Source organism: Streptomyces sp. NPDC002577, from assembly GCF_053594815.1.
Genome location: NZ_JBSFWK010000001.1, coordinates 72852 through 86891 on the forward strand (window position 1 = coordinate 72852; position 14040 = coordinate 86891).

The 14040-nt window shown below is 68.8% G+C and carries 12 protein-coding genes; 8 read left to right on the plus strand and 4 right to left on the minus strand.

From position 1 onward, the window contains the following. Positions 1 to 68 precede the first annotated feature (68 nt). Positions 69 to 584 carry a MerR family transcriptional regulator gene (locus ACWD4J_RS00335; RefSeq protein WP_451393009.1) on the plus strand — a complete coding sequence of 172 codons (516 nt, stop codon included), beginning with the start codon at positions 69 to 71 and terminating at the stop codon, positions 582 to 584. Between the two features lie 5 nt (positions 585 to 589). After that, positions 590 to 1600 carry an aldo/keto reductase gene (locus tag ACWD4J_RS00340; RefSeq protein WP_451393582.1) on the plus strand — a complete coding sequence of 337 codons (1011 nt, stop codon included), beginning with the start codon at positions 590 to 592 and terminating at the stop codon, positions 1598 to 1600. 48 nt (positions 1601 to 1648) lie between these two features. Here the strand turns inward: ACWD4J_RS00340 and ACWD4J_RS00345 are convergent, their stop codons facing one another. The 3 genes from ACWD4J_RS00345 to ACWD4J_RS00355 form a co-directional block, all read right to left on the minus strand. Next, positions 1649 to 2566, minus strand: a complete 918-nt coding sequence (locus ACWD4J_RS00345; RefSeq protein ID WP_451393010.1) for a DUF4429 domain-containing protein — start codon at positions 2564 to 2566, stop codon at positions 1649 to 1651. A gap of 75 nt (positions 2567 to 2641) precedes the next feature. Continuing rightward, entirely contained in the window at positions 2642 to 3856 is a 1215-nt protein-coding gene (locus tag ACWD4J_RS00350; protein WP_451393011.1) for an alpha/beta hydrolase, read from the minus strand. Between the two features lie 205 nt (positions 3857 to 4061). Next, positions 4062 to 4754 (minus strand): TetR family transcriptional regulator, encoded by a 693-nt coding sequence (locus tag ACWD4J_RS00355; protein ID WP_451393012.1) that lies wholly within the window; start codon positions 4752 to 4754, stop codon positions 4062 to 4064. 162 nt (positions 4755 to 4916) lie between these two features. Between ACWD4J_RS00355 and ACWD4J_RS00360 the strand changes: the two genes are divergently transcribed. Then, positions 4917 to 6542, plus strand: a complete 1626-nt coding sequence (locus tag ACWD4J_RS00360; protein WP_451393013.1) for an MFS transporter — start codon at positions 4917 to 4919, stop codon at positions 6540 to 6542. Between the two features lie 318 nt (positions 6543 to 6860). On the opposite strand, the gene aceE is transcribed toward ACWD4J_RS00360, so the two are convergent. Then, positions 6861 to 9608: a pyruvate dehydrogenase (acetyl-transferring), homodimeric type gene (gene aceE, locus ACWD4J_RS00365; RefSeq protein ID WP_451393014.1), complete on the minus strand. Its 2748-nt coding sequence runs from the start codon at positions 9606 to 9608 to the stop codon at positions 6861 to 6863. Between the two features lie 483 nt (positions 9609 to 10091). Between aceE and ACWD4J_RS00370 the strand changes: the two genes are divergently transcribed. The 5 genes from ACWD4J_RS00370 to ACWD4J_RS00390 all read left to right on the plus strand — a co-directional run bounded on the left by ACWD4J_RS00370 (position 10092) and on the right by ACWD4J_RS00390 (position 13867). Next, positions 10092 to 10529 (plus strand): DUF3052 domain-containing protein, encoded by a 438-nt coding sequence (locus ACWD4J_RS00370; protein ID WP_451393015.1) that lies wholly within the window; start codon positions 10092 to 10094, stop codon positions 10527 to 10529. A gap of 160 nt (positions 10530 to 10689) precedes the next feature. Continuing rightward, positions 10690 to 11148, plus strand: a complete 459-nt coding sequence (locus ACWD4J_RS00375; RefSeq protein WP_451393583.1) for a peroxiredoxin — start codon at positions 10690 to 10692, stop codon at positions 11146 to 11148. Between the two features lie 170 nt (positions 11149 to 11318). Further along, positions 11319 to 11894, plus strand: coding sequence for a TerD family protein (locus ACWD4J_RS00380; RefSeq protein ID WP_451393016.1), 576 nt, complete (start codon positions 11319 to 11321; stop codon positions 11892 to 11894). A gap of 172 nt (positions 11895 to 12066) precedes the next feature. Continuing rightward, the gene (locus ACWD4J_RS00385; RefSeq protein WP_451393017.1) at positions 12067 to 12642 is read left to right on the plus strand and encodes a TerD family protein; all 576 of its coding nucleotides are present in this window, start codon (positions 12067 to 12069) and stop codon (positions 12640 to 12642) included. 76 nt (positions 12643 to 12718) lie between these two features. Beyond that, complete coding sequence (locus ACWD4J_RS00390) at positions 12719 to 13867, plus strand: DUF475 domain-containing protein (protein WP_451393018.1); 1149 nt, start codon at positions 12719 to 12721, stop codon at positions 13865 to 13867. Positions 13868 to 14040 lie beyond the last annotated feature (173 nt).

Genomic DNA, 14040 nt, shown 5'->3' on the forward strand with positions numbered 1-14040 from the left:
GATTTTTCCCGCGGCTTGACCGGTTCCCGCTTGCTTGGAGTCCACTCCAAGGCCATAGCGTTGAGGGCATGACGGTGATGGAAACCACAGCCACACCCGTACGGACCACGACCAGAACCAGGACGGCAACCCCAGCACCAGCCGGGGCCGGGACCAAGACCGACGTCTGCGTCTCGGCACCCCGAGCGCATCCGCGCCCGGACGGCCAGGACCGCTACACGATCAGCGAGGTCGTCGCCTTCACCGGCCTGACCGCGCACACCCTGCGCTGGTACGAGCGGATCGGGCTGATGCCCCATATCGACCGCTCGCACACCGGACAGCGCCGCTACAGCAACCGCGACCTGGACTGGCTCGCCTTCGTCGGCAAGCTCCGGCTGACCGGGATGCCGGTCGCGGACATGGTGCGCTACGCCGAGCTGGTGCGCGAGGGCGACCACACCTTCCACGAGCGGCAGGAGCTCCTTGAGTCGACGCGCCGGGACGTTCTGGCGCGCATCGCCGAGCTTCAGGACACCCTGGCCGTGCTCGACCACAAGATCCAGTTCTACGGGGGCGCCCGGCCGGCGCCGGAGAGGGCTTGAGCCTGATGAGTGGTATGCCGACGACGCAGCTCGGAACCGGTGGACCCGAGGTGGGTGTGCAGGGCCTCGGTTGCATGGGGATGAGCTTCGCCTACGGCCCGACGGACGCGGGCGAGGCCCGGGCCACCCTCGAGCGCGCGCTCGAGCTCGGGGTCACGCTGTACGACACCGCCGACGCCTACGGCAACGGCGAGAACGAGAAGTTCCTCTCTCCCTTCGTCAAAGCGCACCGCGACGAGATCGTCATCGCGACGAAGTTCGCCCTGTCCATCCCGCCGGACGACCCGACGAGGCGGATCATCCGCAACGACCCGGCCTACATTCGCGAGGCCGTCGACGCCAGCCTCCGGCGCCTGGACATCGACGTCATCGACCTCTACTACATGCACCGCCGCGACCCGGAGGTGCCGATCGAGGAGACGGTCGGCGTGATGGCCGAACTCGTCGCCGCCGGCAAGGTGAAGCACCTCGGCCTCAGCGAGGTCACCGCCTCTGAGCTGCGCGCGGCCCAGGCCGTGCACCCGATCGCTGCCGTCCAGTCGGAGTGGTCGCTGTTCAGCCGGGACATCGAGGACGGCGTCGTTCCGGCCGTCGCCGACCTCGGCGTGGCCCTCGTGCCGTACTCGCCGCTCGGCCGCGGCTTCCTCACCGGCTCGTTCGTCAGCGCCGAGAAGGACCTCAGCGCCGACGACTTCCGCCGCCAGCAGCCGCGGTTCACCGGTGACAACGCGGCGGCGAACGCGGCTCTGCTGGAGCCGGTGCGGGCCGTCGCCGACGCGCACGGTGCCTCTCTCGGCCAGGTCGCGCTGGCGTGGGTGCAGCAGCGGGCCGGGATCCACGGGCTGTCCGTCGTCCCGATCCCCGGCACCCGCAAGCGCACCCGCATCGAGGAGAACGTCGCCGCCACGCGCATCACCCTCACGGACGACGACCTCGCCCTTCTGGAGCCCATCGCGGGCAAGGTCGCGGGCGACCGCTACCCCGACATGTCGTTCACCTCGGCGGGACGGGAGTAGCGCCGGGCTGCAGAGCGGCGAACGCGCGCCCCGAGCGGCGGGGCCGGGTCACAACTCCGCGAGCAGCTCGGCCTTCTTCGCGGTGAACTCCGTGTCCGTCACCAGGCCCGCCTTGTGCAGTTCGCCGAGGTGGCGGATGCGGTCCGCGATGTCGGCCGGGTCGGGGCGCGCAGCTCGTGCCCCGGCACCCGGCAGGGACCCGGCCGCAGCGGCGGCCGCGGCCCCTGCCCCCGTGACCGCCGCCGGCCCGGAGGCCCGCACCGCCGCCAGTACCGACGCGGCGAAGGGCAGCGACTCGTGCACAGGGCCGTAGCCGAGCCCGAAGACGACCGACGCCGGATCCTGGTCCGCCTGCGCCGGCCGTGTGACGGACACCTCGCGGTGCAGCAGCCGAAGATGCCCCTCGAAGACCTCGGGGGAGCGCCACTCGACCCCGCTGAGATCCGTCACCCGGAAACTCTGGTCGCCGGCCTTCCACTTCGCCGACGAAGCGCCCGTCCAGAACCACCGGAAGGCCACCGAATCGCCGTCGAAGGACGCCTTCCCGTCGTACGCCTTGAAGTGCAGCGGCGGCTCGGGCGGGGCCACGAGAGGGCGCCCCGGGGGTGCCGCGTCGTCGCGGGAGTCGTCGGGTGCGAGCACGGCCCGCAGCTCGTCCGCGTAGTACTCGGCGAGCGTCTCGCGCTCGGCCGGCAGCACCAGCCGGTACGGGTCGCTGCTCTCCTTGAGCTGGCCCGCGGCCGCGTCCATGAGCGGGTCGGCGCCGGGTCTGGGCACGGCGTGCAGTACGACGGTCCCGCGCTTCCCGGGAGTCAGTGTCACCGCCGCGATCGCCTCGTGGGGGATGCGGCGCTCACCGAGCGCCTGGAAGAGCTTGGGCGCCCTGATCCCCCGTTCGAAGCGGATGAGCACGGAGTCCGAGTCGAACTCCCAGGCGGCATGAAATCCGGCCAGTACGTCACCCATGCGGCTCATCGTATGCGGCACGCCCGCCTCCGTCCCTCCCGCGACGTGCCGTTGTTTCTTCGATTTCTACGCGCGTCAGGTCGTCGTCCTCGCGGACAGACCGCTCCGGCACGCGTCATCCTTGCTTGCGCACCGCACCGCTCCGTACGCACCGATGCCGATGTCGGCGAAGTTGGCGAGGCTCTGCGTGCCCGGCTCGAAGTACCCCGCGTGGCCCGTCGCGCCCCGCGCCGACAGGACTCGTGCGCCGAAGGCCGCGGAGACCGGATCGGCGCCATGGCCGAGCCCGCCGACCTCCATGTACGGCACGTCCTGGATCCAGTCGTCGCCGTCCCGCATGGCCCACACCCGGGCATGCGTGCCGAGCTTGGAGGCATTGTCCGCACGCATGCCAGGACTGCCCGCGACGGCTATGTCGGTGACCCGGTCCGGCAGGTCGCGGGCCGCGACGCCGCACACCACGGAGCCGTAGCTGTGGCAGTACAGGGCGACGGTGGAGCGGCCGGGCAGGGCCCGCACCAGCGCGTTCAGGCGCACCGCCCCGTTCTCCGCCCGCATGGCCGTGGCCGCCTCCATGCCGAGCCCGGCGGGCGCGGTGTAGTCGGCCCAGGCGATCACGGCCGTAGGGCTTCCGTGGCGCGCCGAGCGCTCCGCGCGGTAGAGGGCCCGTGCCATGCCCACAGGGGCCGAGTACGTGCGGTCGCCGCTCCGCTGGAAGGTCAGCAGATTGGTGTCCACACCGGGCACGACCACCGACACGCGCTCGGCCTTGTCGAGATTCCCGATGACCTCGGCGACGCGTCCGCCACCCAGGGGGTCGAAGGCGAGGATCTTGCGCCCCGGCCGCATCAGCAGCTCCAGCCGGTGCATCCGCAGGCCCGCGTCGTGATGACCGGCGGCGGAGAGCCTCCTGTCGTGCGTGCGCTTGCGCTCGACCTTGCGTGCCTGGTCGAGGGCGATACGGTTCGCGCGATAGCGCAGCTTCACCGGGGCGCCGTTCATGTTGCCCACCGCGAGCGGGTAGCGGTGGGCGAGAGCGGTGCGCTGGTGCGCGCTGAGCGAGGCGAAGAAGCGGGCGATCCGCTGGGGCGAGGAGTCGAGGCCGGGCAGCCGGTGCCCGTCCAGATGGCCGTGGGCCCAGGCCGACCGGGCGGTCTCGAGCGGCGAGGAGGTGTCCCGGTGGTGGCGAACGGCCGTCCAGCCGGTCGTGGCCAGCATGACGAAAACGACGGCGAGCGCAAGCAGTGCGCGCCAAACGTTGAGTTGCTGGGGCGAGTCCAAAGAAGTCACTGCGGGACACCCTAGGAGAACCGCGCGCCAACCCATGCAACGGGTGAGGCAGATCACGTTTCACGAGGGGTAATTGGGTTAAAACGGGCGCACCTTGCACGGGGTCATCACGCAGCGTGTATGTAACTTCCGCCTCATAGGTAACAACAGTCTCTTGGCTTACCCAGCAGCCCGGACATCGAAGCCGCGCGATCGCCTGCCGGCGTCACTGCGCGGCCGCTCCGCCACCCGCGGCTGCCGGTCCCCGGCCGGCGCGGCCCCAGTCCTCCGCCAACGCCGGTCCTATCTGCCCGAGATACGACTCGGTGAGCACCCGGATCGAGTCGACGCTGACCTCGTCGCCCGCGCCCCACAACCGCCCGGTCAGCCGCATCACACCGCTGAAGGCGGCCACCACGACACGGGGCCGCGGGTCGGTGTCCGCGTCCAGGCCCTCGCGCTCGGCGATCACGCGCGTGACCTCCTCCTCCAACTCCGCGGAGCGGCGCAGATGGGCGGCGAGCAGGGTGGGTGTCGACTCGATCAACCGGAAGGTGTGCATGTGCAGTTCGAGCGGTACGACCGCCTCGATGACCTCGCCGAGCGTGTCCCAGCTGTCGAGGACGGCGCGGCGCAGCGCGTCCAAGGGGGCCTCGTGCGGCGGCCTTTCGTGTACGGCGGCGACGAAGCGGGACTCGACCATGTCCTGGACGGCGAACGCGGCCTCCTCCTTGTTGGCGAAGTACCGGAAGAACGTGCGCTGCGAGACGTCGACGGCGTCCGCGATCTCGTCCACGGTCGTCTGCTCGTACCCGTTGGCCGTGAAGAGTTCGAGCGCCGCACGGAGCAGGGCGTCGCGTGTGCGCTGCTTCTTGCGTTCACGTAGTCCGGGCCGCGCCGCCGCGTCAGCTGGTGCCACTCGGTGCACTCGTTCCGCGAGGTCCGCCGCCTGTTGCCGCGTCTTCACTCCAAAGGCCTCTTTTCGCCTGTTTATGCAGCGCAGAATACCTGTGGGCAACGTGACAGTTACCGACTTGTGAAATGGTTTGTCAATTGTCAGTGACTGTCATAATGTCGCGGTATGACTAGTCAGACCACCGTCGACAAGACCGGTCCGGCGGACGAGGCCCCCGCGGCCCCGCCCGTACCGGCTCCGGCCAATGGGCTGCGCGGCCACCCATGGCTGACGCTCATCTCCGTCGCGATCGGCGTGATGATGGTCGCCCTGGACGGCACCATCGTGGCCATCGCCAACCCGGCCATCCAGAAGGACCTCGGCGCCTCGCTCGCCGACGTGCAGTGGATCACCAACGGCTACCTCCTCGCGCTCGCCGTCGCGCTCATCACGGCGGGCAAGCTCGGCGACCGCTTCGGTCACCGGCAGACGTTCCTCATCGGTGTCGCGGGCTTCGCCCTCGCCTCCGGAGCCATCGGCCTCTCCAGCAGCGTCGCGCTCGTCATCGCGTTCCGTGTGCTCCAGGGCCTGTTCGGCGCGCTGCTCATGCCGGCCGCGCTCGGCCTGCTGCGCGCCACCTTCCCGGCCGAGAAGCTCAACATGGCGATCGGCATCTGGGGCATGGTCATCGGCGCCTCCACGGCAGGCGGCCCGATCCTCGGCGGTGTGCTCGTCGAGCACGTCAGCTGGCAGTCGGTGTTCTTCATCAACGTGCCGGTGGGCGTCATCGCGCTCGCCCTCGGCCTGTGGATCCTCAAGGACCACCGCGCGGAGAACGCGCCGCGCTCCTTCGACATCCCCGGCATCCTCCTGCTGTCGGCCGCCATGTTCGCCCTCATCTGGGCGCTCATCAAGGCCGGTGACTCCTGGGGCTGGGGCAGCGGCAAGACCCTGGGGTTCCTCGCCGCCTCGGTCGTCTGCTTCGTGGTCTTCGCCTTCTGGGAGACCAAGGTCAAGGAACCGCTCATTCCGCTGGGCATGTTCCGTTCCCTCGCGCTCTCCGCCGGCACGGTGCTGATGGTGCTGATGGCCTTCGCCTTCATGGGCGGGCTGTTCTTCGTCACCTTCTATCTGCAGAACGTGCACGGGATGACCCCGGTCGACAGCGGTCTGCACCTGCTGCCGCTGACGGCCATGATGATCGTCTCGTCGCCGGTCGCGGGCGCCCTGATCACCAAGTTCGGCCCGCGCGTGCCGCTGGTCGGCGGCATGGTCCTGACGACCGTCGCGATGTTCGGCATGACCACGATGACCATCGAGACCGGCACGCTGCCGATGTCCATCTGGTTCGCGCTCCTGGGCCTCGGCCTCGCCCCGGTCATGGTGGGCGCCACCGAGGTCATCGTCGGCAACGCCCCGCTGGAGCTCTCCGGTGTCGCCGGTGGTCTGCAGCAGGCGGCGATGCAGGTGGGCGGCAGCCTCGGTACGGCGGTGCTGGGCGCCGTCATGTCGAACAAGGTCGCATCCGACCTGGCGGACAACTGGAAGAGCGCCGGCCTGCCGGACACGCCGCCCGCCGGCCTCGAGAGTGCCGCGACCATCGGCTACGTGCCGGAGCAGATCGCCAAGGCGCAGGGCATGACGCCCGAGGTCCTCGGCAGGATCACGGGAGTCATCCACGACACGTTCATGTCCGGCATGGGCCTGGCCTTCACGGTCGCCGGCATCGTCTCGGTCATCGCGGCCGTGGTCGCCCTGGGCACGAAGCGCGGCGCCAACGCGGAGGCGGGCGCCGGCGGAGTCCACATCTAGGAGTCCACAGCCAGGAGCCCGTCCAGCGCTGTGGCCGAAGGCCCCGCCGGTGCACCGCCGGCGGGGCCTTCGCTCATCCGGGTGATGCGCGTCGAGGGGCCCTTCCGCGGGCCGCGCATCGCAGGTCAGAGTGCGGTCAAGTGATCTGCACGACACGGGGGTTGAGGCCCCTCGGGCATGCAGGGTCGAGCGCCGCGCGCTGCTGGAGGGGAGCAGCGCCCGGGCCCTCGATCGCCCTGGACGGGCTGATTTTTCAGCCCGTCCGGCGATTGAGGACGAGGCGGCGAAGCCGCCGATAACGGGGGTCGGGGCGGAGCCCTACGCGTCGCCGCCCGCCGCACCCGGGTCGGCCGCCGCCACATCGAGCAGCTGGTAGCGGTCGATCGCCTGCTTGAGCGCCGAGCGGTCGATCTTGCCCGCGTTGGCGAGCTCGGTCAGCACCGCGACCACGATCGACTCCGCGTCGATGTGGAAGAACCGGCGGGCCGCGCCGCGCGTGTCGGCGAAACCGAAGCCGTCGGCGCCCAGCGACTGGTACGTGCCCGGGATCCAGCGCGAGATCTGGTCCGGAACCGACCGCATCCAGTCGGAGACGGCCACGAACGGCCCCTCGGAGCCGGAGAGCTTCTGCGTCACGTACGGGACGCGCTGCTCCTCCTCCGGGTGCAGCAGGTTGTGCCGCTCCGCGTCGACGGCCTCGCGGCGCAGCTCGTTCCAGGAGGTCGCAGACCAGACGTCCGCCCTGACGTTCCACTCCGAGGCCAGGATCCGCTGCGCCTCGAGGGCCCACGGCACCGCCACGCCCGAGGCGAGGATCTGCGCGGGCAGCTCGCCCTGCTCGCCCGCCTTGTAGCGGTAGATGCCCTTCACGATGCCCTCGGCGTCCACACCGGCGGGCTCGGCCGGGTGCTGGATCGGCTCGTTGTAGACGGTGAGGTAATAGAAGACGTCCTCGCCGTGCGGGTACTCCTCGGACGACCCGTACATCCGGCGCAGGCCGTCCTTGACGATGTGCGCGATCTCGAAGCCGAAGGCCGGGTCGTACGCGACACAGCCCGGGTTCGTCGACGCGAGCAGCTGCGAGTGGCCGTCGGCGTGCTGCAGGCCCTCACCGGTCAGCGTCGTACGTCCGGCGGTCGCACCCAGGACGAAACCGCGCGCCAGCTGGTCCGCCATCTGCCAGAACTGGTCGCCGGTCCGCTGGAAACCGAACATCGAGTAGAAGACGTAGACCGGGATGAGCGGCTCGCTGTGCGTCGCGTAGGCCGAGCCCGCGGCGATCAGCGACGCCGTGCAGCCCGCCTCCGAGATGCCGTCGTGCAGCATCTGGCCGGTCGGCGACTCCTTGTACGCGAGGAGCAGATCACGGTCCACGGCCTCGTACTGCTGGCCGAGCGGGTTGTAGATCTTCGCGCTCGGGAAGAACGAGTCCATGCCGAAGGTGCGGTACTCGTCGGGCGCGATCAGCACGAAACGCTTGCCGATCTCCTTGTCCCGCATGAGGTCCTTCAGCAGCCGGACGAACGCCATGGTGGTGGCGATCGACTGCTGACCGGTGCCCTTCTTCACGCCCGCGTACGCCTTGTCGTCGGGCAGGTTCAGCGGCTTCGACCGCACCACACGCGTCGGCACGTACCCGCCGAGACCCTGGCGGCGGTCGTGCATGTACTGGATCTCCTCCGAGTCGCGGCCCGGGTGGTAGTACGGCGGCAGGCCGCTTTCGAGCTGCTGGTCGGAGATCGGCAGGTGCAGCCGGTCGCGGAAGCGCTTCAGGTCGTCGACCGTCAGCTTCTTCATCTGGTGGGTCGCGTTGCGGCCCTCGAAGTTCGGGCCGAGCGTCCAGCCCTTGATGGTCTTGGCCAGGATCACCGTCGGCTGGCCCTTGTGGGCGCGGGCCGCCGAGTACGCCGCGAAGATCTTCCGGTGGTCGTGACCGCCGCGGCCCAGGTGCAGGATCTGGTCGTCGGTCATGTTCTGGACCATCGCGCGCAGCCGGTGGTCGTCACCGAAGAAGTGCTGCCGGATGTACGCGCCGGTCTCGGTCGCGTACGTCTGGAACTGGCCGTCCGGCGTGGTGTTCATCTTGTTGACCAGCACGCCGTCGCGGTCCTGCGCGAGCAGCGGGTCCCAGGAGCGGTCCCAGATCAGCTTGATGACGTTCCAGCCGGCACCCCGGAAGATCGACTCCAGCTCCTGGATGATCTTGCCGTTGCCGCGCACCGGGCCGTCGAGGCGCTGCAGGTTGCAGTTGACGACGAACGTCAGGTTGTCCAGGCCCTCCCGCGCGGCGATGGACAGCTGACCGAGCGACTCGGGCTCGTCCATCTCGCCGTCACCGAGGAACGCCCACACATGCGACTTGGAGGTGTCGGCGATGCCGCGTGCCTCCATGTAGCGGTTCATCCGCGCCTGGTAGATCGCGCTGATCGGGCCGAGGCCCATGGAGACCGTCGGGAACTCCCAGAAGTCCGGCATCAGCCGCGGATGGGGGTAGGACGACAGGCCGTACGGGGCCTTCGACTTCTCCTGGCGGAAGGCGTCGAGCCGCTGCTCGGAGAGGCGGTCGAGCAGGTACGCGCGCGCGTAGATGCCCGGCGACGCGTGTCCCTGGAAGAACACCTGGTCGCCGCCGTCGCCCTCGTCCTTGCCGCGGAAGAAGTGGTTGAAGCCCACGTCGTACAGCGACGCCGAGGAGGCGAACGTGGCGATGTGGCCGCCGACGCCGATGCCGGGGCGCTGGGCGCGCGAGACCATCACGGCCGCGTTCCAGCGGGTCGCGTTCAGGATCCTGCGCTCGATCTCCTCGTTGCCGGGGAAGAACGGCTCGTCCTTGGTGGCGATCGTGTTGACGTAGTCCGTGCTGCGCATCTCGGGCACGGCCACGCGCCGCTCGCGTGCCCGCTCGATCAGCCGCAGCATCAGGTAGCGGGCGCGCTCACGGCCCCGCTCGTCGACGGCGGCGTCAAGGGAGTCGAGCCATTCCTGGGTCTCTTCGGGGTCAAAATCCGGGACCTGGCTGGGAAGGCCGCCAATGATGATCGGGTTGCGATCGGATCCGGAAGCCACGCTGTTCCTTCACTGTCCGGGGGCCACTGTCTGGAGTCACTGCCGGGGCATGGTCCTGCTGGTTGCGCCGACCCCCATCGTGTACCTGGGGGACGGAAACGTCATCTCTACCGAGAGGTAACGAGCCGCTCGTCCGGCAGCCCTGGGCAGGGTCATCCAAATCGCAACGATACGCCCGTCCGCGCCGCCGTTCCGCAAGGGAGTCCGACCCTCGCTGGCACTCGTGGGGGCGAAGTTGGCAAACTCGGACAGAACAGTGAGCCATGGGCCGCTGGATGGCGCGATTTCCTGCCTTGAGTTGCGGCGAGACGGCCCGGAACGTCACCGTTTCGGCGGTCTCCACGGCCGGGTACTTGCGCGATCCGTCCGGCCCGTGTGGACTACGGCCAATGCTTCGCGTACGCGCGTGGCTGGAAGACTTCCCTCAGGCTCACCACGAGCCGGGGGAAACCCCCCATACGAAACATGATCAGGAGGCAACCCGTGAGCGCGACCGCGGACCACGCGGAGGAGCGGACGAACCCTGCCGCGAGGCTGGGGTTCCAGCCCGAGCAGGTGGTCCAGGAGATCGGCTACGACGACGACGTCGACCAGGAGCTCCGCGAGGCCATTGAGGAAGTCATCGGCGGCGAGATCGTGGACGAGGACTACGACGACGTCGCGGATGCCGTGCTGCTGTGGTTCCGCGAGGACGACGGCGACCTGACGGACGCGCTGGTCGACGCCACCACGCTGATCGACGAGGGTTCTCCGGTCTGGCTGATGACGCCCAAGACCGGCCGTGAGGGCTATGTCGAGGCGAGCGACATCAACGAAGCCGCCCAGACGGCCGGTCTGTCCCAGACCAAGAGCATCAGCGTCGGCAAGGACTGGATCGGCAGCCGTCTGGTCACGCCCAAGGCGGCGGCCAAGAAGCGCTGACCCGGTCCCGGCCCGGGGGCAGTCGGCCCTGCAGGGCCGGGCACGGCCGCCGCGAGGCCCCCACGGACGCACGTCCGTGGGGGCCTCGCGCATCGCGGGCCATGGGCCACTGCGTAGGGTGGGCGTCATCTGAACAGCCCCATGGAAGGGATGCGTGACTATGGCGATCGAGGTCGGCACCAAGGCCCCGGACTTCGAGCTCAAGGACAACCACGGCCAGACCGTGAAGCTCTCCGACTTCCGTGGCGAGAAGAACGTGGTGCTGCTCTTCTACCCGTTCGCTTTCACGGGCGTGTGCACCGGCGAGCTGTGCGCCCTGCGCGACGAGCTGCCGAAGTTCGTCAACGACGACGTCCAGCTGCTCGCCGTCTCCAACGACTCGCCGTTCACGCTGCGCGTCTTCGGCGAGAAGGAGGGCCTGGAGTACCCGCTGCTGTCCGACTTCTGGCCGCACGGCGAGGTCTCTCGCGCGTACGGCGTATTCGACGAGGAGAAGGGCTGCGCGGTGCGCGGCACCTTCATCATCGACAAGGAGGGCGTGGTCCGCTGGACCGTCGTCAACGGACTGCCGGACGCCCGCGACCTGAACGAGTACGCCAAGGCCCTCGAGACCCTCTGACGCCTCCCGGGCCCGGAACGGTCCCGGCCCCTGGTTTCCCGCCCGACACCCTGTCACTGTTCGGGTCCAGGGCATGCGGGGGCCGGGAACCCGTCACTAGGATCCAGTCGTTGATCCGATGCCAACGCACGACGGGGGCTCCCCGCCCCTGAAAACCATTGGGAGGACTCGTGGGAGTCAGCCTCAGCAAGGGCGGCAACGTATCGCTGACCAAGGAGGCGCCGGGCCTGACGGCGGTCACCGTCGGCCTGGGCTGGGACGTCCGCACCACCACCGGTACGGACTTCGACCTTGACGCCAGCGCCATCCTGACGAAGGAGGACGGCAAGGTCCGCAACGATCAGGACTTCGTCTTCTTCAACAACCTCAAGAGCGCCGACGGCTCCGTGGAGCACACCGGCGACAACCTCACGGGTGAGGGCGAGGGCGACGACGAGCAGATCAAGGTGAACCTCGCCGGCGTGCCGGCCGACGTCACCAAGATCGTTTTCCCGGTGTCGATCTATGACGCCGAGAGCCGCCAGCAGTCGTTCGGCCAGGTGCGCAACGCGTTCATCCGCGTGGTCAACCAGGCGGGCGGCACGGAGATCGCGCGGTACGACCTCTCCGAGGACGCGTCGACGGAGACTGCGATGGTCTTCGGCGAGCTCTACCGCCACGGCGCGGAGTGGAAGTTCCGGGCCATCGGCCAGGGCTATGCGTCGGGCCTGCGCGGTATCGCGCAGGACTTCGGCGTGAACGTCTGAGCCGGGGCATGTCTGCTCTGCCGTCCGGCGCCGCACACCGAGTGCGGCGCCGGACGGCTTCGGCAACTCAAGCGATCAGCAAACGCCCCCGGAAGGGGGTCCGGGGGCCTGCGGCGGACGGCCGCCGATGCCACGCCCCCGATAGACGCAGCAGCTCGGGGAGGACCAGAACATGGGCGTCACGCTAGCCAAGGGGGGCAATGTCTCCCTCTCCAAGGCCGCACCGAACCTCACACAGGTGATGATCGGTCTGGGCTGGGACGCACGCTCCACCACCGGAGCCCCCTTCGACCTCGACGCCAGCGCCCTGCTGTGCAGCAGCGGCCGCGTGCTGGGCGACGAGTGGTTCATCTTCTACAACCAGCTCACGAGCCCCGACGGCTCCGTCCAGCACACCGGCGACAACCTGACCGGCGAGGGCGACGGCGACGACGAGTCGATCCTGGTGGACCTCTCCAAGGTGCCGCCCACCTGCGACAAGATCATCTTCCCGGTCTCGATCCATGAGGCCGACAACCGCGGGCAGACGTTCGGCCAGGTCAGCAACGCCTTCATCCGCGTCGTGAACCAGGCGGACGGTCAGGAGCTCGCGCGATACGACCTCAGTGAAGACGCCTCGAGTGAAACCGCAATGATCTTCGGCGAGGTCTACAGGTACGGCGGCGAATGGAAGTTCCGGGCGGTGGGGCAGGGGTACGCATCGGGACTTCGCGGCATCGCTCTAGACTTTGGGGTCAACGTTTCGTAAAGCCGGGTACGGCGGGGGGGAATCGCTCTCCGGATTTCATCCGGCGCTAGCCCTCCAACACACGATTGGGTAGCCAGTGGTTCTGAAAACCTTCGGCTGGTCGTTTGCGGTCACCGCGCTCGGCTTGGTCGCAGCGGTGTTCTACGGGGGATGGACCGCGCTCGGGATCGTGGCGATCCTGTCCGTCCTCGAGATCTCGCTGTCGTTCGACAACGCAGTGGTCAACGCCGGAATCCTGAAGAAGATGAATGCCTTCTGGCAGAAGATCTTCCTCACGGTCGGCGTGCTGATCGCCGTCTTCGGTATGCGGCTGGTCTTCCCCGTCGTGATCGTTGCCATCAGCGCCAAGATCGGTCCGATTGACGCCGTCAATCTCGCACTGACCGACAAGGACCAGTACCAGCAGCTCGTCACCGACGCCCATCCGGCGATCGCGGCCTTCGGCGGCATGTTCCTGCTGATGATCTTCCTGGACTTCATCTTCGAGGACCGGGACATCCAGTGGCTGCGCTGGATCGAGCGGCCTCTGGCCAAGCTCGGCAAGGTCGACATGCTGTCGGTCTGCATCGCCCTGATCGTCCTGCTGATCTCCTCCATGACCTTCGCGACGCACGCCCACCAGCACGGCGGCGCGCACGTCGACAAGGCGCAGACCGTGCTGATCTCCGGTATCGCGGGTCTGATCACCTACCTCGTCGTCGGCGGTCTCTCCGGGTACTTCGAGGACAAGCTCGAGGAAGAGGAGGAGCGCGAGCACGAGGAGGAGGAAGAGGCCAAGCGCAGCGGCAAGCAGGTCTCGGCCGTCAAGCTCGCCGGCCAGGCCGCGTTCTTCATGTTCCTCTACCTCGAGGTCCTCGACGCGTCCTTCTCCTTCGACGGCGTCATCGGCGCCTTCGCGATCACCAACGACATCGTGCTGATGGCGCTCGGCCTCGGCATCGGCGCCATGTACGTCCGGTCGCTCACCGTCTACCTGGTCCGCCAGGGCACCCTCGACGACTACGTCTACCTGGAGCACGGCGCGCACTACGCGATCGGCGCCCTCTCCGTGATCCTCCTCGTGACCATCCAGTACGAGATCAACGAGGTCATCACCGGCCTCGTCGGCGTCGTGCTGATCGCCTGGTCCTTCTGGTCATCGGTGCGGCGCAACCGTGCGCTGGCGGCGGCCGAGGGAAAAGCCGAGGGCTCGGACGAGAAGACTGAGGTCTCGTCCGGGGTCTGATCCGGCCGGTACGTGTCCGGTTCCGGGGTGTGACCCGGGCCGGAGCGAGGAACGCTCAGTTGCGGGGCGGCCATTCGAGGACGAGTCCTCGGGGCCGCCCCGCGGTCATGTGTATGAGGCACACAGCGCACCGTGCACATGCGTGGGAAGCGCATGGGTGCATGGGGCGCACA